This window comes from Delftia sp. ASV31 (assembly GCF_016428765.1).
Taxonomy (GTDB): domain Bacteria; phylum Pseudomonadota; class Gammaproteobacteria; order Burkholderiales; family Burkholderiaceae_C; genus Comamonas; species Comamonas acidovorans.
This window is the reverse complement of record NZ_JAELTK010000014.1, coordinates 73,155-93,146: the sequence shown is the minus strand read 5'-3', so window position 1 is coordinate 93,146 and position 19,992 is coordinate 73,155. Positions and strand designations below refer to the sequence as shown.

Annotated in this window: 14 protein-coding genes; 10 read left to right on the top strand and 4 right to left on the bottom strand. The window is 69.4% G+C overall.

What is annotated here, in order from left to right; translation table 11 throughout:
* The coding region (locus JHD82_RS07715; RefSeq protein ID WP_199135890.1) for a LuxR C-terminal-related transcriptional regulator at positions 1–1,902 on the top strand (1,902 nt) is incomplete at its 5' end.
* Between the two features lie 12 nt (positions 1,903–1,914).
* Here the strand turns inward: JHD82_RS07715 and JHD82_RS07710 are convergent.
* Positions 1,915–2,373, bottom strand: coding sequence for a GNAT family N-acetyltransferase (locus tag JHD82_RS07710; RefSeq protein ID WP_199135889.1), 459 nt, complete (start codon positions 2,371–2,373; stop codon positions 1,915–1,917).
* A gap of 128 nt (positions 2,374–2,501) precedes the next feature.
* Between JHD82_RS07710 and JHD82_RS07705 the strand changes: the two genes are divergently transcribed.
* Together JHD82_RS07705 and JHD82_RS07700 are read left to right on the top strand one after the other, a co-directional pair.
* The gene (locus tag JHD82_RS07705; protein WP_199135888.1) at positions 2,502–4,844 is read left to right on the top strand and encodes an FdhF/YdeP family oxidoreductase; all 2,343 of its coding nucleotides are present in this window, start codon (positions 2,502–2,504) and stop codon (positions 4,842–4,844) included.
* A gap of 10 nt (positions 4,845–4,854) precedes the next feature.
* Positions 4,855–5,136 (top strand): hypothetical protein, encoded by a 282-nt coding sequence (locus tag JHD82_RS07700; RefSeq protein WP_012206611.1) that lies wholly within the window; start codon positions 4,855–4,857, stop codon positions 5,134–5,136.
* Here JHD82_RS07700 and JHD82_RS07695 read toward each other — a convergent pair.
* Positions 5,100–7,106 (bottom strand): U32 family peptidase, encoded by a 2,007-nt coding sequence (locus JHD82_RS07695; RefSeq protein ID WP_065346595.1) that lies wholly within the window; start codon positions 7,104–7,106, stop codon positions 5,100–5,102. The two genes, JHD82_RS07700 and JHD82_RS07695, sit on opposite strands and share 37 nt — an antisense overlap.
* Before the next feature lie 503 nt (positions 7,107–7,609).
* Between JHD82_RS07695 and JHD82_RS07690 the strand changes: the two genes are divergently transcribed.
* The 4 genes from JHD82_RS07690 (at position 7,610) to JHD82_RS07675 (ending at position 12,358) form a co-directional block, all read left to right on the top strand.
* Positions 7,610–8,878: a branched-chain amino acid ABC transporter substrate-binding protein gene (locus JHD82_RS07690; protein ID WP_199135887.1), complete on the top strand. Its 1,269-nt coding sequence runs from the start codon at positions 7,610–7,612 to the stop codon at positions 8,876–8,878.
* Complete coding sequence (tadA, locus tag JHD82_RS07685) at positions 8,847–10,274, top strand: tRNA adenosine(34) deaminase TadA (protein WP_199135886.1); 1,428 nt, start codon at positions 8,847–8,849, stop codon at positions 10,272–10,274. Before JHD82_RS07690 ends, tadA begins: the two co-directional genes overlap by 32 nt.
* A gap of 322 nt (positions 10,275–10,596) precedes the next feature.
* A complete protein-coding gene (locus tag JHD82_RS07680) occupies positions 10,597–11,589 on the top strand; it encodes an LD-carboxypeptidase (RefSeq protein WP_013801556.1) in 993 nt (330 codons plus the stop codon).
* Between the two features lie 19 nt (positions 11,590–11,608).
* Positions 11,609–12,358, top strand: coding sequence for a sterol desaturase family protein (locus JHD82_RS07675; protein ID WP_013801557.1), 750 nt, complete (start codon positions 11,609–11,611; stop codon positions 12,356–12,358).
* A 153-nt stretch (positions 12,359–12,511) separates the two neighbouring features.
* Here JHD82_RS07675 and JHD82_RS07670 read toward each other — a convergent pair whose 3' ends face one another.
* Complete coding sequence (locus JHD82_RS07670) at positions 12,512–12,892, bottom strand: hypothetical protein (protein WP_012206605.1); 381 nt, start codon at positions 12,890–12,892, stop codon at positions 12,512–12,514.
* Positions 12,893–13,077: 185 nt separating this feature from the next.
* On the opposite strand from JHD82_RS07670, the gene JHD82_RS07665 reads away from it, so the two are divergent.
* On the top strand, positions 13,078–15,612 hold the full coding sequence (locus JHD82_RS07665) for a penicillin acylase family protein (RefSeq protein ID WP_199135885.1): 2,535 nt from the start codon (positions 13,078–13,080) through the stop codon (positions 15,610–15,612).
* A 45-nt stretch (positions 15,613–15,657) separates the two neighbouring features.
* On the opposite strand, the gene JHD82_RS07660 is transcribed toward JHD82_RS07665, so the two are convergent.
* The gene (locus JHD82_RS07660) at positions 15,658–16,635 is read right to left on the bottom strand and encodes an alpha/beta fold hydrolase (protein WP_199135884.1); all 978 of its coding nucleotides are present in this window, start codon (positions 16,633–16,635) and stop codon (positions 15,658–15,660) included.
* A 209-nt stretch (positions 16,636–16,844) separates the two neighbouring features.
* Between JHD82_RS07660 and JHD82_RS07655 the strand changes: the two genes are divergently transcribed.
* Together JHD82_RS07655 and JHD82_RS07650 are read left to right on the top strand one after the other, a co-directional pair.
* Complete coding sequence (locus JHD82_RS07655) at positions 16,845–18,173, top strand: ABC transporter substrate-binding protein (protein ID WP_016451409.1); 1,329 nt, start codon at positions 16,845–16,847, stop codon at positions 18,171–18,173.
* Between the two features lie 73 nt (positions 18,174–18,246).
* Positions 18,247–19,986 carry an iron ABC transporter permease gene (locus JHD82_RS07650; protein ID WP_012206599.1) on the top strand — a complete coding sequence of 580 codons (1,740 nt, stop codon included), beginning with the start codon at positions 18,247–18,249 and terminating at the stop codon, positions 19,984–19,986.
* The last annotated feature ends 6 nt before the right edge of the window (positions 19,987–19,992 follow it).

The window sequence follows — 19,992 nt, the reverse complement described above, 5'->3', positions numbered from 1 at the left end:
GCCCTGGTGCCGCGCGCCGACGGCGCCGCCATGCTGCAGGCGCTGGAGCAGGCCCACCTGTTCCTGGTGCCGCTGGCCGACGAGGCGCAGGGTGGCCAGGGCGGGCACAGCTGGCGCTACCACAGCATGTTTGCCGACTTCCTGCGCGCACAGCTGCTGCGCGAGCAGCCCGGTGAATTGACGCGCCTTCACCTGGCGGCCAGCGGCTGGTACGAATCCTGCGGCCGGCCCGTGCCTGCCATCGAGCATGCGCTGGAAGGCGGCGACCTGCCGCATGCCCTGTCCCTGCTGGCGCGCCATGCCGAGGCGCTGATGGAGCAGGGCCGCATGCGCCTGCTGTCGCGCTGGTTCTCGGCCATGCCGGCGCCGCTGATGGCGCGCGAGCCGCTGCTGCAGGCCGTGGCCGCCTATGCCGACTGCTTCACGCGCGGCCCCTGGCAGGCGCAGCAGCGGCTGGACGCCTTGCGGCCCCGCATGGCCGCAGACCCCGCCGCGCAGGCGCTGGTCATGGCCCTGCAGCCGCTGCTGCTGGCCATGATGGACCGCGTGGAAGAGGCGGCGCCCCTGGGCCGCCAGGCGCTGGCCTGCCTGCCCAGCTGCCGGCCGTTTGCGGACAGCTCGCTGACCAATGCCATGGCCTACGTGGTGTCGGTGCTGGGCGATGCCGAAGAGGCCCACCGCCTGCTGGACGCGGCGCGCAGCACCCAGGCCGGCAGCCTGTTCAGCCGCATGTACACCGAGGCCATGGAGGGCGTGCTGGACCTGTCGGGCGGGCGGCTGCGGCAGGCGGCATCGCGCTTTCGCGTGGCGCTGGCCGCCACGCCGCGCAGCGCCTCCTACAACCCCACCAACGGCAATGCCTGGGCCGGCGTGCTGCATGCCGGCGTGCTCTACGAGACCAACGACCTCGATGGCGCCGACCACCTGCTCAACGTCTACCTGCCGCTGGCCCGCGACGTGGGCCTGCCCGACCATGTGATCTCCAGCTACCGCATGCGTGCGCGCATTGCCTTCGTGCGCGGCGATGTGGATGCGGCCTTCGGCCTGCTGACCGAACTGGAGTACCTGGGGCATGAACGCCAGCTGCCCCGCGTAACGGCCAGCGCGCGGCTGGAGCATGCGCGCATCTTCGTGCTGCAGGGCAACCGGGCCGCCGCGTCCGAGGCGCTGGAGCGTGCCGACGATCCCGGCGTGTGGCCGCGCGTGGAACGCCTGCGCCTGCCCCCGCACGAGGTGGAGGACATCGCCATCGCCCGGCTGCGCTGGGGGCTGCACTTTGGCGACTGCCGTGCCGTGCGCGATGCCATCGCCCCCTTGCTGGCCGATGCGCAACTGCGCGGGCGCCGCCACCGCAGCCTCAAGCTGCAGGTGCTGTGCGCGCTGGCCGAGGCGGGCTGCGGCGACTTGGACGCCGCAGCCGCCATGCTGGCCCAGCCGCTGCGCCACGGGGCCAGCGAAGGCTTTGTGCGCCTGATGCTCGATGAGGGGCCGCTGCTCGCGCCCGTGCTGCAGCGCGTGCTGTCGCCCTCACTGTCGCTTTCACAGACGCCTTCACTGACGCGCCGCACGGAACCGGCGGAGCCGGAGGCGGCCGCCCATGCGCAGCGGCTGCTGTCTGCCCTGGGCGAGCCTGCCGAGCCCGCCGATACACCCGAGCTGCAGGCAGCGGATGCGCCCCAGGGCCCGGCGCCGGCCACGGCGCTTGCCGAGCCCCTGACCCGCAAGGAGCTGCGCGTGCTGGAGCTGCTGGCCTCGGGCTACTCCAATGCGGCCATGGCCGAGAAGCTCTTCGTCTCCGACAGCACGGTGCGCACTCACCTGCGCAGCATCAACCTCAAGCTGGGCGCGCGCAGCCGCACCCAGGCCGTGGCGCTGGCGCGGGAGCTGCGGGTTTTGCGCTAGGCCGCTGGCGGCTCAAGCCTGCAGATGGCGCGCATAGGTCAGGAACACTTCATCACGCACCCAGCCCAGCGACTCGTACAGCGCCTGGGCGCGCAGGTTGTTGCGTGCCGTGGTCAGGTCCATGCGTGCATGGCCCGTGGCGCGGGCATGGGCTTCGGCCGCCAGCAGCAGGGCGCGGCCCACGCCCAGGCGGCGCGCATCGGGCACCACGAAGAGGTCGTAGAGCACGTAGATGGGCGCGGCCAGCACCGAGCAGAACGAGGGATAGAGCTGGCAAAAGCCCAGGGCACTGCCGTCCGGTCGGCGGGCCAGCAGGATGACGGATTCGCCGCGCTCCAGCCGCGCCGTGATGAAGGCCAGCGCCGCGCCGGCATCCGCAGGTTGCTCGTAGAACTGGCGGTAGGCATCGAACAGCGGCGCGATCAGCGCGGCGTCTTCGGGGATGGCGGTGTGTATGGCTGTTGAGTTCATCGGTGGTCCGGGGCGGAGGGTGCCAGCCTGGCGCAGGGCAAGGATGCCGTGCTCATATCTTTGCTGAATCTCTCCATTTGGAGATGTGATTTGACCTGGATCATGGACAGGCGGAACACTCCCGGCCCATGTCCGAACAAAAGATCGAGTTCTACAAGGGGGCCGCTGGCGGCTGGGGCGCACTGCGCAGCGTGAGCCAGGCCCTGATGCGCCAGGATATCGCCGTCAAGGGCGCCAAGACGCTGCTGTCGGCCAACCAGCCCGACGGCTTCGACTGCCCGGGCTGCGCCTGGCCCGACCGCAACCACCATTCCACCTTCGAGTTCTGCGAGAACGGCGCCAAGGCCGTGGCGGCCGAGGCCACGGCGCGCCGCGTGACGCCCGAATTCTTTGCCCGGCACACGGTGGCCGAGCTCATGGCGCAAAGCGATTTCTGGCTGGAAGACCAGGGCCGGCTCACCGAGCCCATGGTGTATGACGCGGCCAGCGACCGCTACCGGCCGATCGCCTGGGACGACGCCTTTGCGCTGATTGCCCGCCACCTGAACGCGCTGCCCGACCCGAACCAGGCCATCTTCTACACCTCGGGCCGCGCCAGCAACGAGGCAGCCTTTCTCTACCAGCTGTTCGTGCGCACCTACGGCACGAACAATTTCCCCGACTGCTCCAACATGTGCCACGAGCCCAGCGGCAGCGGCATGAAGCCGCAGATCGGCGTGGGCAAGGGCACGGTGCAGCTGGCCGATTTCGAGCAGGCCGATGCCATCTTCATCTTCGGCCAGAACCCCGGTACCAACCACCCGCGCATGCTGGGCGAGCTGCGCGCAGCCCACAAGCGCGGCGCGCGCATCCTGAGCTTCAACCCGCTGCGCGAGCGCGGGCTGGAGCGCTTCCAGGACCCGCAAAGCAAGCTGGAGATGGCCACCCTGGGCGCCACGCCCATCAGCACGCACTACTTCCAGCTGGGCGTGGGCGGCGACATCGCGGCCGTCAAGGGCATCATGAAGCATGTGATCGCGCAGGACGATGCACTGGGGCACGGGTGCGGCGGCGTGCTGGACCATGCCTTCATCGCCGAACACACGACCGGCTTCGAGGCCCTGGCCGAGGACCTGCGGGCCGAGAACTGGGGCCTGCTCGAGGCCGAGTCCGGCCTGAGCCGCGCGCAGATGCAGACGGCGGCCGAGGTCTACATCGCCGCCCGCAGCACCATCGTCTGCTGGGGCATGGGCATCACGCAGCACATGCATTCGGTGGCCGCCGTGCAGATGCTGGTCAACCTGCTGCTGCTGCGCGGCAACATCGGCCGCCCCGGCGCGGGCGCCTGCCCGGTGCGCGGCCACAGCAATGTGCAGGGCGACCGCAGCATGGGCATCTGGGAGAAGCCGCCGGCCGCGCTGCTGGACCGGCTGCAGCAGGTCTTCGGCTTCGAGCCGCCGCGCGCCAACGGCGTGGACGTGGTCGAGTCCATACGCCTCATGCTCGAGGGCCGGGGCAAGGTTTTCTTTGCGCTGGGCGGCAACTTCGCGGCGGCCACGCCCGACACGCATGCCACCTGGCAGGCGCTGCGCCGCTGCGACCTGACCGTACATGTGACCACCAAACTCAACCGCAGCCACCTGGTGCACGGCCGCGAGGCGCTGATCCTGCCCTGCCTGGGCCGCACCGAGATCGACATGCAGGCCGGCGGCCCGCAGGGCGTGACGGTGGAGGATTCCATGGGCATGGTCCATATCTCCAGCGGCATCAACCCGCCTGCGTCGGAGCACCTGCTCAGCGAGATCGCCATCGTCGCGCGCCTGGCCGCCGCCACGCTGGGCGCGCAGCGGCCCGTGCCCTGGCTGGAGCTGGCCGGCGACTATGCACGCATACGCGAGCTGATCGAACAGGTCTTCGACGACTTCCACGACTTCAACGCGCGCGTGGCCATGCCGGGCGGCTTCAAGCTGCGCAATGCGGCGAGCGAGCGCATCTGGGAGACGCCCCGGGGAAAGGCCGGCTTCTTCGTGCACGCCGTGCCGCGCGACACGCCCGTGCACCGCGCACGTGCCGCGCGCAGCCCCGGCGCATCGCCGGTGTTCACGCTGTTCACCACGCGCTCGCACGACCAGTACAACACCACCATCTACGGCATGGACGACCGCTACCGCGGCGTCTTCGGACAGCGCCGCGTGGTCTTCATCCATGCCGAGGACATCCGCGCCCTGGGCATGAAGAATGGCGACTGGGTGGACCTGCAGACGGTGTGGGATGACGGCCAGCAGCGCAGCGCCGAGCGCTTCAGGCTCGTGGCCTACGACATTCCGCGCGGCTGCATCGCTGCCTACTATCCGGAGACCAATCCGCTGGTGCCGCTGTCAGCCACGGCGATAGTGGCGGGCACGCCCAGCTCCAAGTCCATTCCCGTGCAGCTGGTGGCGCACAGGCTGCCTGCCGTGCCATCTCCCGCGCTGGAAGAAATGGCGGCCTGAAGTGCAAGGCATGGAAGAACTGGCCGCCGCCATCCTGCGCGAATTGGCCACCGAGCCCGCACCCATGTCCCTGCCCAGGCTGGGCAAGCGACTGGGGCAGGGCGCCAGCGTGCTCATGCGCTGCCTTGCGCTGATGGGCGATGCGCCCATTGCCGGCACACCGGGGCCGGGCTGGGTCAGGCTGGAGCAGGAAGAGGGGCGGTGGCTGGCGGCCCTGACGGAGCGCGGGCGCTTGTGGGTGGAGGCCGAAGCCTGTCAGGCGCTGGCCGAGGGCACGGGCCGCGTGCGGTAGAACTGCATCGGAAACTCCTGCATTTCCTTGGCGTGCTGGTTGATCACCGCGCGCTTCATCTTGCCCACCACGTGCATCTCGCAGGGCTTGCAGTCGAAGCGCAGCGTGAGTTTTTCCTTGCCGTTGATCAGCTGCAGCGGCTCGGCCTTGATCGTGCCCTTGACGCCGATCACGCCCTTGGCCTGCTTGGGGCACAGGCTCATGGAAAAGCGCACGCAATGCTTGGTGATCATCAGGCTGACTTCGCCTTCTTCTTCCTTGCTCTCGTAGGCCGCGTCCATGACCTTGACGCCGTGCTTGATGTAGAAGTCGTGTGCCTTCTGGTTGTAGACGTTGGCCAGATAGGTCAGCGTGTCCTCGGGGAAGGGCACGGGCGGCTCCACGGGCAGGGCGCGCGGCAGGCGCACGAAGCCGGCCTGGCGCGCGGCCTCCAGCGCGGCGACGGCGTCGCGGCGCAGCTGGTTCAGGGCCGAGGCCGGCACGAACCAGGGCTGGCTCAGCTGCAGGCCGATGTCATGCACGGAGAAGATGGTGGCGCCGAAGCGGCCCAGCTGCTCGCGCAGCGTGGCCTCGGCACGGGCTGCGTCGGTGGCGGCCTGGTGTTCCTGCACGATGGCGGCAGTGGCGGTGAAGCCGTCCTCGTCGGTCAGCGTGAGCGCAAAGCCGTCGGGCGTTTCCTTGAGTTCGGCCCACAGGCCGATGCGGCGGTCGCTGGACTTCTTGTCCAGCGTGCGCACCCAGGCCATGTCGCGGTTTCGGTTGACCTCCAGGCCCTTGCGCAGGTCCTTGAAGCCGGCGATGGGGTCCTTGGGGAACAGGCGCCACAGCGACTTCTTCGCATCCACCGACTCGGCGCGGTTGATCTGCAGGCCCACGAGTTCCTTTTGCAGGTCGTAGTAGCACAGGCCGTCGCCGTTGTGCAGTTCGGTGTCGCGGCTCGAGGTCTCGATCTCCACGAAGTTCTCGCCCACCTTGGTGACCCAGCCGATGGCGCGGCCCGGTGTCTTGGGCGTGTCGAAGGCGCCGATGTCGTCCTTGCGACCGTTGACGAAGTAGTCGGTGAACTCGCGGTTGAAATTCTGGTCGGGGTCGGGCGTGAAGCTGAACGTGGTGCTGCCCGAGGATGAGCGCGCCAGGGGCGTGTCGGAGAACTCGCGCTCCTCGATGATTTCGTCCAGCAGCTTGCGGTAGTGGGCCGTGATGTTCTTCACGTAGCCCATGTCCTTGTAGCGGCCCTCGATCTTGAAGCTGCGCACGCCGGCGTCGATCAGGGCGCGCAGGTTGTCGCTCTGGTTGTTGTCCTTCATGGACAGCACGTGCTTTTCGTGGGCGATGATGCGGCCGCTCGCGTCCAGCACCTCGTAGGGCAGGCGGCAGGCCTGGTTGCAGTCGCCGCGGTTGGCGCTGCGGCCCGTGTGGGCGTGGGTGATGTAGCACTGGCCCGAGTAGGCCACGCACAGCGCGCCGTGCACGAAGAATTCGATGGTGGTGCGCGCCGGGTCGGTGGCCGCGCGCACGGCGGCGATCTGCTGCAGGTCCAGCTCGCGCGCAACGACGATCTGCGACAGGCCGGCGTCCTGCAGAAAGCGCGCCTTCTCGGGCGTGCGGATGTCGGTCTGGGTGCTGGCGTGCAGCTGGATGGGCGGCAGGTCCAGCTCCAGCAGGCCCATGTCCTGGATGATCAGCGCGTCGGCACCGGCCTCGTAGATCTGCCAGGCCATCTTGCGCGCGGCCTCCAGTTCATCGTCGCGCAGGATGGTGTTGAGCGTGATGAAGATACGGCTGCCGAAGCGGTGCGCGTGGTTGATCAGGCGCTGCAGGTCGCGGATGTCGTTGCCTGCCGTGGCGCGCGCGCCGAAGGCGGGGCCGCCGATGTAGACGGCGTCGGCGCCATGGTTCACGGCCTCGATGCCGATGTCGGCATCGCGCGCGGGTGACAGGAGTTCGAGCTGGTGGGGCAGGAGGGACATGGGGCTTTGTGGTGTTCTGTGTTCGTACCCGCACCGGCGTGGGGGCCGGGCGTCGGGCGCAATGCGGGGGAAACTGGCCCCCACGCTACCCTTGCTGCGCAAGGTCCGCTGCCCCCCAAGGGGGCCGCTTTTTGTCTTGGGGCGGCCCGGCGACAAAAAAAGGCCCCCACTCTTGGGGCGGTCCGGCGACGAAAACCTCGCAGCCCGCTTGCGGTGAGGCGCAGCATTATCGCCGCAGCCCCGAAAAAACGCGCGCCAGGGGGTATGCGCCCGATGCCCTGGCGGGCGGCGCCGGTTTTTGCCTATCCTTTAGGATGCGCACTGCACGGGCCGGGCCGCCATGCCGGATACCCCGGCCCGTGCCTGCCCCGCCCCGGGCCTGATGCGCGCTTTCTGCGCCAGGCCTTGCCCGGCCGGGCAGCGCCCGAGTGGGCCACGCCGCAGCGGATTTCGTTTGCCAGGGCGCCTGTTTCACAGATTGACCGTTTTTTCCAGGAGTTGCCATGCACGCCTCGATTCGCCATTTCCCGTGGGCCGGCCCGGCCCTGCTGTGCACCCTGCTGGGCAGCGGCGGCCTGGCCTGGGCGCTGCCGGGAAGCGGCCCGGCCAACGGGCAGTCGGCAGGGGCTTCCGCTGCGGCGGCTGCACCCGGTGCGGCCGCTGCACCCGCTGCAACTGCTGCACCCGCTGCACCCAGTTCAGCCGATGCGCCCCTGGTGGTGCGCATTGCCCATGCGGGGCCGGTGTCCGGCCCCATCGCCAGCCTGGGCAAGGATGAGGAAAACGGCGTGCGCATGGCCCTGGACGATCTCAACGCCAAGGGGCTGGAGATCGGCGGGCGCAAGCTGCGCTGGAAGCTGGAGGCCGGCGACGATGGCGGCGACCCCGGCCAGGCCGTGGCCCTGGCCCGGCGCCTGTGCGACAAGAAGGTGGCGGCCGTGGTCGGCCACCTGCAGTCGGGCACCACGCTGCCGGCCACATCCATCTACCACGACTGCGGCATCGTCATGGTCACGCCCGCAGCCAGCAACCCGGCCATCACCCAGGCGGGCTACGACACCACCTACCGCGTGATCGCCGACGACCGCGCCATGGTCGATGCGCTGGTCGCGCACGCCGTGGGCAAGCTGGGCGTCAAGCGCGCGGCCATCATCGATGACCGCTCGGCCTACGGCCAGGGCATCGTGGCGCTGTTCGAGGCCGAGGCGCGCGAGCAGGGCATCGAGATCGTGGACAAGCAGTTCACCGGCGACAAGGCCACCGACTTCGTGCCCATCCTCACCGCCATCAAGGGCAAGAAGCCGGACGCCATCTTCTTCGGCGGCCTGGACGCCCAGGCCGGCCCCATGCTCAGGCAGATGGCCCAGCTGGCCATGGACAAGGTGCGCCTGCTGGGCGGCGACGGCCTGTGCACGCTGCGCCTGCCCGAGCTGGCCGGCAACACGTCCCCGCTGCGCAATGTGACCTGCGCCGTGGGCGGCAGCCCGCTGGAGCGCATGCCGGGCGGCGCTGCCTGGAAGCAGCGCTACGACCAGCGCTTTCCCGACCAGTACCAGGTCTTCAGCCCCTACGCCTACGACGCCACCATGGTGCTGGCCCAGGCCATGCTGCGGGCCGACTCCATCCGGCCCGATGCCTATATCCCCTATCTGCGCCAGACCCGGCATGACGGCGTGACGGCGCCGATTGCCTTCACGCCCCAGGGCGAGCTGCAGGCGCCGGTCGTCACGCTCTACCACTATGCGCAGGGCGTGCGCAAGCCGCTTCCCTGACCCCCAGTCGCCCGGACACCGTGACACCTTGACTGCCGAGCACCGTCCACTGCCGCAGGCCGACGACGAGGCCTGGATGCGCGCCGCCCTGGAGCTGGCGCGCGCCGCCGCCCAGGCGGGCGAGGTGCCCGTGGGCGCCGTCATCGTCAAGGACGGCGCCATCGTCGGCCAGGGCCGCAATGCGCCCGTGGCCCAGGGCGACCCCACGGCCCATGCCGAGGTGCTGGCGCTGCGCGACGCGGCCGCGCGCCTGGGCAACTACCGGTTGGACGATTGCACGCTCTACGTGACCCTGGAGCCCTGCACCATGTGCAGCGGCGCCATGCTGCATGCGCGCCTGGGCCGCGTGGTCTATGGCGCGGCCGAGCCGCGCACGGGCGCGGCCGGATCGGTGCTGGACGTGTTTGCGCTGCCGCAGATCAACCACCACACGCAGGTGACGCGCGGCGTGCTGGCCGGCGAATGCGCGGCCCTGATGTCGGACTTCTTTCGCACGCGCCGCGCCGAGCAGCGCGCGGCCCAGCCGCATCCGCTCAAGGACACGGCGCTGCGCCATGCGGATTCCACCTTTGGCGGCTTTGCCCAGCCGCAGTGGCGCAGCGATCTGCCGGCGCTGGCAGGCCTGCGCTTGGCCGTGGTCGATGAAGGACCGCGCGATGCGCCGCTCACCTGGCTGTGCCTGCACGGCAGCCCCTCATGGGGCCGGCTGTTCCAGCCCATGCTGCCCGGCTGGCTCCAGGCCGGCCATCGCGTGGTGGTCCCCGACCTGCCGGGCTTTGGCCGCAGCGACCAGCCCAAGAAGGAGAAGGCGCACAGCGCGGCCTGGCATGTGCAAGTGCTGCGCGAGCTGGTGCTGGCGCTGGACCTGCGAAGCATCGTGCTGGTCGGCCATGACGATGGCGCGCACCTGGGCCTGGCCGTGGCGCAGGCCGAGCCCGCCCGTTTCTGCGGCGCCTGGATCATGAATGCCTGGCCCGCAGGCCCGGCGCCCGATGCCTGCGTGCAATGGTTTGCGCAGGCGGCGCGCAAGCCGTCATGGCCCGTGGGCCGCGCCATGCACGAGGCGGGTGAGGAGGCCGGCGCACAGCCGCAGGCCTGGAACCTGCCGTTTTCCCAACCCGGCCACCGCGCCGCGCTGCAGGCATGGCCCCGGGTGCAGGCCGAAATGCCGGCCCTGCCGATGGAGTTGCTGGTGCAGTGGAGCCAGCAGCAGCGCCTGTGGGTCCAGGGCGGCGAGCACGATGCGCTGATGCCTGCGCCCGCATGGCGCCATGCCTGGCTGCAGGCGCTGCCACAGCTGCCGCCAGCGCAGCTGCGCCTATCCCCGTGCGGCCATTGGGTTCCCCTGTGCGCTGCCGGCATGGTGGCCGACGCTGTGGAATACTTCCGCCCGTAGGCCTGCGCCGCCGGCCCCTTGCCGGGGCTGCGCAGCGGCAGTGCCCCGTCTTCACTCCCCTTGCAATATGGAGCATGCCGGCCAGGGCCGGCATGGAACCACTTTGGCCACTTCGCGCAGTTCCCGCTCTTCCAGCACGCCCGGCACACCCAGCACGCCCGGCACGCCCCGCAAAAAGGCAGCCGCTGCCGCCCCCGCACCCGTTGATCACGCGCACGAACATGTGCATTCCGCCGACGGCACCTGCTGTGCCCATGGGCACGAACATCCACATGATCATGGCGCTGCCCACAGCCACGATCACGGCCACGATCACGGCCATGTGCATGCCGCCGACGGCAGCTGCTGCGGCCATGCGCATGACCAGGGTCCGCGCCACATCTATATCTACTCGCCCGCCGGAGCCGTGCGCGACAAGGCCGGCTTCAAGCGCGGCGTGCGCCGCCTGGAGGCCATGGGTCACCAGGTGGAGATCGATGCCGACGCGTTGAGCAGCCACCAGCGCTTTGCAGGCGACGACGCCACGCGCCTGGCGGCCATCGAGCGCGCAGCGGCCAGCGGTGCCGACCTGGCGCTGCCCACGCGCGGCGGCTACGGCCTCACGCGCATCCTGCCGGGCATCAAGTACAAGGCCGTGGCCAAGGCCATCGCAGGCGGCACGCGCTTCGTGGGCCTGAGCGACTTCACGGCGCTGTCGCTGGCCCTGCTGGCCAGGACCGGCGCCACCACCTGGGCCGGCCCGCTGCTGGTGCACGACTTCGGCCGCCCCGACGATGAGGGCGGCGTGGACGACATCATGCTGGACTGCTTCAACGACCTGCTCAGCGGCCAGGGCGAGGGCGCGGGCTGGCAGATGCCGAAGATCGGCCTGCGCGAAGACGGCAAGCCTGCCGTCAAGGATTTCTACATCAGCGGCGGCGCCACGCTGTGGGGCGGCAACCTGGCCGTGCTGGTCTCCCTGCTGGGCACGCCGTACTTCCCGCAGATCAAGGGCGGCATCCTGTTCCTGGAAGACGTGGGTGAGCATCCCTACCGCGTGGAACGCATGCTGACCCAGCTGCTGCATGCCGGCGTGCTGGCCCAGCAAAAGGCCATCGTGTTCGGCCAGTTCAGCGAGTTCAAGCTCAGCTCGCATGACAAGGGCTTCAAGCTGCAGACCGTGATCGACTGGCTGCGCAGCCAGGTCAAGTGCCCCGTGCTGCAGGGCCTGCCCTACGGCCATGTGCCGACCAAGGTGATGCTGCCCGTGGGCGCGCCCGTGTCGCTGTCGGTCGAAGGGCGCGATGCGCTGATCTACTGGGGCCACGTGCACTGAGCGCAAGGGAGCGGACGGCATGCTGCAGATGTGGGAGTTCGCGGCCTACCCGCTGCTGGCGCTGATGTTCGTCGGCATCTTCACGCGCGAGGTGATCGCGCCGGCCTCGCGCAACCATTGCGACCGGCGCTGGCTGATCCTGTCCACGCTGCTGGGCCTGGGCACGCTGGCCACCACCTTGGCGGTAGGCCATCTGTTCTCGGACAGCATCCGCCGCCATGCGTTGCTGGACGTGGGCCGGCAATGGCCGGCCTGGGCCGTGGGCGCGCTGAGCTTTGTGCTGACCAGCTTTGTCTTTTACTGGTGGCACCGCGCCACGCACCGGTCGGACACGCTGTGGCGCCTGTTCCACCAGCTGCACCACAGCGCGCCGCGTGTGGAGGCGCTCACGGCGTTTTTCGCCCATCCCATGGACACGGCCGCCGCCGTGCTGCTGAGCGCGCTGTCCAGCTACTGGGTGCTGGGGGCCAGCCCGCTGGCGGCTGCCTTCGCCATCGGCCTCACGGGGGCGTTCGACCTGTTCCTGCATGCCGACATCCGCACGCCGCGCTGGCTGGGATACATCGTGCAGCGGCCCGAGATGCACACCGTGCACCACCAGTACGGCCACCATGCGCAGAACTACGGCCTGCCTGTCTGGGACCTGCTGTTCGGCACCTGGGCCAATCCGGCCGAGCGGGTGGAGCGCCTGGGCTTCGATGCCGACAAGGCCGAGCGCGTGACCGACATGCTGCGCTGGCAAGACGTGCACAAGCAGAACTCCCCCTGAGGCGCTGCGCGCCTTCCCCCTCTCGCTTCGCCGGGGGGGGGACTACAGCCTCGCTGCGGGGCGGCGCGGCCGGCGTAGGCCCTTGCTCGCTGTCCCTTGTTCTTGGCCGCGCCAGTTTTTGAGGCTCTGTACGGTGGCGGTGGGGGCTGACTGCTATTCGAGATACCGGCCGTTTTCCTTGCGGCGGGCGCGCATGCCGGTGCGCAGGAAGAGCACGGTGCCGCCTTGCTCGGCCAGCGGCACGCGCGTGTCGCCGGACAGGTGGGCGTCCAGGCGCTGGGGCAGGTTCTCCAGCAGGGAGCGGATGGCGGACAGGTCGGTGTCGGCCGCTTCGGGGTGGTCGCGCACGAAGCCTTCAAGGTAGGCGCGAGCGTCGGCCTCCAGCTGCTCGCGCGTGGTGGCCAGCGAGACATAGCTGACGCCGGCCTGGCCCGGCGCCTCGGTGCCCAGCAGGTAGCAGCCGATGTAGTCACCACGGGGCTGGCCCACGGGCGGGTCCTGGGTGAGCTTCTTCAAGAGGCTGAAAGGCCACATTCCACGTACTTCCTGTTTCTGTCGGTTGCCCTGCATCCATGCGCGCAGGGCCGGCAGTGATTGTCGCCTGAAGCCTGCGCCCTGCAGGCGCGGCTTTCTGTCGTGAGCAATGTGAGCATGTCGCGCGCGCATATGCTACAAACTGCAACACTACGATACGAAAAAAGCAGAGGGTGGGGAAAAGAATGGGAATCATGCGAATCCTGAACTCGCGGTGGTGGGGTGTGGGCGCCGTGGCGGTGGTCGGCTCGGCCCTGCTGGCCGGCAGCGCGCTGGCCATCTATGCCGTGCGCGTGCAGCCGGTGCTTGACGGACAGCTCACGCTGGCCGGGCTGGAGCAGCCCGTGCGCGTGCGGCGCGATGATGCCGACATCACCCATATCAGCGCCTTCTCGCCGCAGGACCTGTGGCGCGCGCTGGGCCATGTGCATGCGCAGGAACGCGGCTGGCAGCTGGAGTTCAACCGCCGCCTGATGCATGGCACGCTGTCCGAGATCCTCGGCCCGGCCACGCTGGACACCGACAAGCTCATGCGCGCGCTGGACATACGCGGCGCGGCGCGGCGCCAGTACGCATCCCTGCCCGCCAACGCGCGCGAGGCGCTGCAGGCCTACAGCGAAGGCATCGCGGCCTTCTATGCGGCGCTGCCCATGCGCCAGCACCCGCAGGTGCCCGAGTTCATGCTGCTGGACACGTCGCCGGGCGGCGGCGACAACTCGGCCTGGGCGCCCGAGGACAGCGTGGGCTGGGCGCTGATGATGGCGCTGGACCTGGGCGGCAACTGGGGCAACGAATTCGCGCGGCTGGCCGCGCTCTCGCAACTGGACACACAGCAGCTGTGGCAGCTGATGCCGCCTTATCCCGGCGAGGCGCCGGCCACCTCCACCGACCTTGCGGCCCTCTACCGGGGCCTGGGCGTGTACCGCCAGGAGGCACAGACTGCGTCTGCGCCCAAGGTGGCTGCCGCCGGCGAGGCGAGCGATGCCTGGGCCCGCTGGTCCCGCGACATGGTGCGCGATGCGGGCACCAACGACGGCAAGGGCAGCAACAACTGGGTGCTGTCGGGCAGCCGCACGGCCAGCGGCAAGCCCCTGCTGGCCAACGATCCCCATCTGGGCCTGAGCGCGCCTGCCATCTGGTACTACGCGCGCCTGCAGTCGCCCGCCGGCCAGGCGCAGGACGGCACGCCGCTGTCGCCCATCGACGTGGTGGGGGCCACCCTGCCGGGCCTGCCCTTCGTGGTGCTGGGGCGCACGCGCGAGGTGGCCTGGGGCTTTACCAACACGAATCCCGATGTGCAGGATCTGTACCTGGAGCAGATCGATCCAGGCAACCCGGGCCGCTACCGCACGCCGGACGGCTGGGCGCCTTTCACCGAGCGCAGCGAGCGCATCAGGGTCAAGGGCCGGGCCGATGTGCAGCTCACGCTGCGCAGCACGCGCCACGGCCCCGTGATCAGCGATGTGCAGCCCCAGTACGAGGCCGTGCTCGACAAGCGCCGCTACGCCGTGGCCCTGCGCTGGGCGGCGCTGGACACCGACAACCTCACCGTGCAGGCGGGCCTGCGGGCCAACGAGGCGCGCAGCGTGGCCCAGCTGTTCGAGGCCTTTGCCGACTACCACTCGCCCATGCAGAGCATCGTCGCGGCCGATGTGCATGGCGCCATCGGCTTCAAGGCCGCAGGCCGGGTGCCGCTGCGGGCGGCCGACAACGACCTGTGCGGCGTGGCGCCCGCGCCGGGCTGGGAGGCACGCTACGACTGGCAGGGCTGGCTGCCCTACGACCAGGCACCGCAGGACGATGGAACGGCGCTGGGCTATCTGGCCACCGCCAACCAGCGCATCACGCGCGAGGGCTATGCCCACTTCCTCACCCAGGACTGGAGCCTGCCGTACCGGCACCGCCGCATCTCCGAGCTCATCGAGGCGAAGGACAGGCACGACATGGTCAGCATGGCCTCCATCCAGAACGACCAGACCTCGCTGGCCGCCCGCGCCCTGCTGCCGCTAATGCTCAAGGCCCTGGACGAAGCGCCCGGCACACACCCGCTGGCCACGCAGGCGCGCCGGGTGATGGCGCAGTTCGACGGCCGCATGGACGCTGCGCAGGCCGCGCCCCTGATCTTTGCCGCCTGGGTGGACGAGCTGACGCGCGGCCTGGTGATCCCGCGCATTGGCGCACAGACCTTTGCGGCCACCTATGGCAAGCGCGACTACCGCGCAGGCATCGAAGGCATGCTGGAACGCCGCGACGGCTGGTGGTGCGCGGCTGCAGGCTGCAGTGCCCAGGTCAGCCAGGCGCTGGACCGGGCGCTGGTGCGCCTGCAGTCCATGCAGGGCAGCGACCTGGGCCGCTGGCGCTGGGGTACGGCGCATGCGGCCCTGAGCAGCCATCGGCCGCTGGGCAGCGTGGGGCTGCTGGCAGGCATCTTCAATGTCAGCGTGCCTTCGGGCGGTGACAGCTACACCGTCAACGTGGGACAGTACCTGCCCGGTGATGCCAGGGCGCCGTTCGCCAACCGCCATGCGGCATCCCTGCGCGCCATCTACGACCTGGCCGAGCCCGAGCGCTCGCTGTTCATCTACCAGACCGGACAAAGCGGCGTGGCCCTGTCCAGCCGCTATGCGGACATGTCTGCCGAATGGGCCGACGGCCGCTACCGGCCGCTGCAGATGGCGCCCGCGCGCTGGCGCCATTCCATGATGCTGCGGCCGCAGTAGGTTGCAGTAGGTTGCATTAGGCTGCAGCAGCGGCGCGCGCAGGACTCAGGTGCTGAGGAATTGCTCGATCAGCCCGGCCACGTCCGCCGGCTGGTCGTGGTGCAGCATATGGCCGGCGTCCTGGACCACGGCCGTGCGGCAGTCGGCTATCTGCCCGATGCGCTCGTGGTACTCGGCCAGCGTGTAGCGGTCCTTCCACCACATGCCCAGGCTGTCGTCGCTGGCCTCGACGGCCAGTACCGGCGCCGTGATCGCCCGGTACAGGGCCAGGATTTCTTCCACGCGGAACAGCTGCGCGCTGATGAGCTTGTGCGCCGTGTCGCCCAGGATTTCCCAGCGGCCCTGCGCATTGGGCGCCGCCCAGTGGTGGGCCAGCCACAGCGCCTTGTCCCCGGGCAGGCGGCGGTTGGTCTTCATCAGCCTGCGCGCCACGTCCTGCACGCTGTCATAGCTCTTGAGCTCCATGCCGCCGCTGCGCAGCTGGCGCAGCTCGTCCATCCACTGCGCATAGCGCGCAGGCGCCTGGTCGGGCCGGGTGGCCGGCATGCCGAAGCCCTCCAGATTGACCAGCCGGCGTATGCGCGCAGGCCGCGCGCCCGCGTACATCATGGACACGTTGCCGCCCATGCTGTGGCCCACCAGGTCCACGGGCGTATCGCCCACCAGGGTGTCCAGCAGGTGGTCCAGGTCGCCCAGGTAGTCGGCAAAGTCATGCCGGTCGGCAGGCCAGGCCGGCCGGCTCAGGCCGAAGCCGCGCCAGTCCGGCGCAATGATGCGGCGCCCCGCCATGAAGGCCTCGCCAAAGGCATCGACCACGAACTGGTAGGAGGCCGCCACATCCATCCAGCCGTGCACCAGCACCAGCGGCGCCAGGGCGGGATCGCCATCCACGGGCCCCCACTCCCGCACGTGGTACTCCATGGTGCGCACCGGCACCATGCGCGAGCGCCAGGGGCGTGTGGGAGCGTAGATGGGCGCTTCTTCAGCGGCCGTGGCAGAGAGGGAAGAGGGGGCTTGCAGCATCCCGCCGATTATTCCGGTTTGCTGCTGTGCAGCAGTCAGGGGCGGGACAGCGGTTGCGCGGGATTTCCCTGTGGCGGCAGACCCGCAGGTAGTAACCCGAGCGCCGCCGCCGCTGATGCACGGCATCAGAAACAATGATTGGCCGGCAGGGCCGGCGCTGCCTACAGTGGGTTGCAGATCGACCGCACAACAACCCGAAGGAGACAGCAATGCAGCAACGCAGATGGCTGACGGCCGCCATGGCCGCAGGATTGTGGGGCGCCGCCATGGCGGCGCAGGCCGGCACGGTGACGGTGCTGACCTCGTTTCCCAAGGAGCTGACCACGGCCTACCAGAAGGCCTTCGAGGCGGCCAATCCGGGGATCAAGATCGAGATCCTGAACAAGAACACCACGGCCGCCGTGGCCTATGTGCGCGAGCTGCCCGAGGGCCAGCGGCCCGACATCATGTGGGCCAGCGCCCCTGATGCCTTCGAGGTGCTGGCGCGCAACAAGCTGCTGACCGCCGCGCCCGAGACGCGCAATCCGGCCGCGCCCGCCAAGATCGGCAACTACCCGCTCAACGACCCGCAGGGCCTGTACTACGGCCAGGCGCTGGCAGGCTACGGAATCATGTGGAACACGCGCTACCTGAAGGCGCACAAGCTGGCGGCGCCCAAGGAGTGGAGCGATCTGACGCGGCCCGAGTACTTCGGCCACATCGCCATCTCCTCGCCCTCGCGCTCGGGCACCACGCAGCTGACGGTGGAAACCATCCTGCAGGGCGAGGGCTGGGACAAGGGCTGGCGCCAGCTGCTGTCCATGATGGGCAATGCCGCCGCCGTGACCGACCGCAGCTTTGCCGTGCCCGATGGCGTGAACAACGGCCAGTACGGCATAGGCATCGTGATCGATTTCTTCGGGCTGGCGGGCAAGTACTCGGGCTTTCCGGTGGACTTCGCCTACCCGGCGATGACGGCCGTGGTGCCGGCCAACATCGCGCTGATCGCGGGCGCCAAGAATGCCGATGAGGCGCGCAAGTTCATGGCCTTCACCATGTCGGTGCCGGGCCAGCAGCTGCTGTTCGACCCCAAGATCAGCCGCCTGCCCATCCTGCCCTACAGCCAGCTCAAGGCGCCGGCCGGCTACCCCGTGCCGCAGGAGGTGGCGCAGCGCGCCAAGGTGCAGTTCGATGCCAACCTGTCCGAGTCGCGCTATGCCGTGGTGATCAGCCTGTTCGACCAGATGGTGACCTTCCGCCTCAAGGAGCTGCAGGCGGCCACGCGCGCCATCCAGGAGGCGCACAAGGCCCTGCAGGCCAAGCCCAATGCCAAGGGGCAGGAGCTGCTGGCGCAGGCGCGCGACATCGCCTACTCGCCGCTGGTGGGCGAAGCCAATGTGAAGGACGAGCAGTTTCTGGAGCTGTTCCGCAAGAGCCGGCGCGATGTGGCCGTGTCCAAGGAGCTGACGGGCCTGGAGCAGATGTGGGCCGACAAGGCGCGTGCCAACTACGAGCGCGCGGCCAAGCTGGCGGCCGAGGCGCGCGGCCTGGCCCGGTAGGTGGCGCAGGGGCCCGGCACCGGGCGCCTGCATGCACTCCCCTTGACAGTCTCTTTCGCTGCGGAGCATTCGCATGAGCATCGATTCCATGGCGGCGCCCGGCGCCGCCCCCCTTGCTGCGCGCGCACGGCGCATTCCGTCGGGCTGGGGGCCGTGGCTGGCCTTCGCGCTGATCCTGGCCTTTTTGCTGGCCTTTCTCATCGTGCCCGTGGGCATGGTGGTCTACACCGCCTTCGTCAATGAAGGCGGCGGGCTCACGCTGGGGCACTTCGGCAATTTCTTCGGCCAGACCGTCTTCCGCGAGTCGTTCTTCAACAGCCTGGGCGTGTCCCTGGCCAGCGTGTTCTTCGCCAGCCTGATCGCCGTGCCGCTGGCCTACCTGACCGTGCGCTTCGAGTTCCGGGGCGCGCTGCTGATACAGACGCTGGGCGTGCTGCCGCTGATCATGCCGCCCTTCGTGGGGGCGGTGGCGCTGCAGCTGATCTTCGGACGCAGCGGCTCGGTCAACCTGCTGCTGGACGACTGGTTCGGCTTCACCGTGCCCATCATGGAGGGGCTGACGGGCGTGATCTTCGTGGAGAGCATCCACTACTTCCCGTTCATCCTGCTCAACCTCGTGGCGGCCATGCGCAATATCGACGGGGCCATGGAGGAGTCGGCGCTGAACCTGGGCTCGCGCGGCTTCCGGCTGTTCCGGCGCGTGATCTTTCCGCTGGCCATGCCCGGCTACCTGGCGGGCGCGGCCCTGGTGTTCGTCAAGGTGTTCGACGACCTGGGCACGCCGCTGGTGATGGGCGTGACCAATATGCTGGCGCCCCAGGCCTATCTGCGCATCACCTCGGTGGGGCTCGATGATCCGCTGGGCTATGTGATCAGCGTGATCATGATCGCGTTCTCCATCGTCGCCCTGTGGCTGGCCGCGCGGGTGATGAAGGGCAAGGACTACGCCACGCTGCAAAAGGGCGGCAGCGCGCTGCAAAAGCGCCGGCTGTCGGCCTGGGAGGCGCTGCTGGCTTATGGCTGGATCGCCCTGGTGCTGCTGGTGGTGCTGGCGCCGCACATCGGCATCTTGCTGATGTCGTTCTCCAAGGTCTGGAGCTTTTCGGTGCTGCCCGACAGCTATACGCTGGAGCACTACGCCACGGTGTTCACCGACTCGGGCTACATGATCGGCAACACGCTGCTGTACTGCCTGATGGCGGCGGGCATCGACGTGGTGATCGGCACCGCCATCGCCTACCTGATCCTGCGCACCCGGCTGCCTGCCCGGCAGTGGCTGGACTACCTGGCCTCGGTGGCGCTGGCGATTCCGGGGCTGGTGCTGGCCATCGGCTACCTGCGGCTGTTCAAGGGCGTGAACCTGCCCTTCACCGATACGCCCATCGTCACGACCTGGGTGCTGATCATGCTGGCCTATGCGGTGCGGCGGCTGCCGTATGCGCTGCGCTCGTGCATGGCGGCGCTGCAGCAGGTGCACATCTCGCTGGAGGAGGCCGCGCAAAGCCTGGGCGCGGGCCGCACCAGCGTGATACGGCGCGTGATGGTGCCGCTGATGGCCGGCGGCATCCTGGCCGGCTTCGTCACCAGCTTCATCACGGCGGCGGTGGAGCTGTCGGCCACCATCATGCTGGCCTCGGCCCAGAGCCAGGCGCCCATGAGCTACGGCATCTACCTGTACATGCAAAGCATCTCGGGGCGCGGGCCCGGTGCGGCATTGGGCGTGCTGGCCGTGGTCGTGGTCGGCCTGGGCACGTATTTCTCGCACCGCTTCGTGGAGCGCTCGCGCGCCACCGTGCAATCGACTTCGGAGTGAACCGCC

What these genes read in the sequence shown, in the direction of transcription:
- JHD82_RS07710 (WP_199135889.1), bottom strand. Translation starts at nt 2,373, where the DNA reads ATGAACTCAACAGCCATACACACCGCCATCCCCGAAGACGCCGCGCTG.
- JHD82_RS07705 (WP_199135888.1), top strand. Translation starts at nt 2,502, where the DNA reads ATGTCCGAACAAAAGATCGAGTTCTACAAGGGGGCCGCTGGCGGCTGG.
- JHD82_RS07700 (WP_012206611.1), top strand. Translation starts at nt 4,855, where the DNA reads ATGGAAGAACTGGCCGCCGCCATCCTGCGCGAATTGGCCACCGAGCCC.
- JHD82_RS07695 (WP_065346595.1), bottom strand. Translation starts at nt 7,106, where the DNA reads ATGTCCCTCCTGCCCCACCAGCTCGAACTCCTGTCACCCGCGCGCGAT.
- JHD82_RS07690 (WP_199135887.1), top strand. Translation starts at nt 7,610, where the DNA reads ATGCACGCCTCGATTCGCCATTTCCCGTGGGCCGGCCCGGCCCTGCTG.
- tadA (WP_199135886.1), top strand. Translation starts at nt 8,847, where the DNA reads ATGCGCAGGGCGTGCGCAAGCCGCTTCCCTGACCCCCAGTCGCCCGGA.
- JHD82_RS07675 (WP_013801557.1), top strand. Translation starts at nt 11,609, where the DNA reads ATGCTGCAGATGTGGGAGTTCGCGGCCTACCCGCTGCTGGCGCTGATG.
- JHD82_RS07670 (WP_012206605.1), bottom strand. Translation starts at nt 12,892, where the DNA reads ATGTGGCCTTTCAGCCTCTTGAAGAAGCTCACCCAGGACCCGCCCGTG.
- JHD82_RS07665 (WP_199135885.1), top strand. Translation starts at nt 13,078, where the DNA reads ATGGGAATCATGCGAATCCTGAACTCGCGGTGGTGGGGTGTGGGCGCC.
- JHD82_RS07660 (WP_199135884.1), bottom strand. Translation starts at nt 16,635, where the DNA reads ATGCTGCAAGCCCCCTCTTCCCTCTCTGCCACGGCCGCTGAAGAAGCG.
- JHD82_RS07655 (WP_016451409.1), top strand. Translation starts at nt 16,845, where the DNA reads ATGCAGCAACGCAGATGGCTGACGGCCGCCATGGCCGCAGGATTGTGG.
- JHD82_RS07650 (WP_012206599.1), top strand. Translation starts at nt 18,247, where the DNA reads ATGAGCATCGATTCCATGGCGGCGCCCGGCGCCGCCCCCCTTGCTGCG.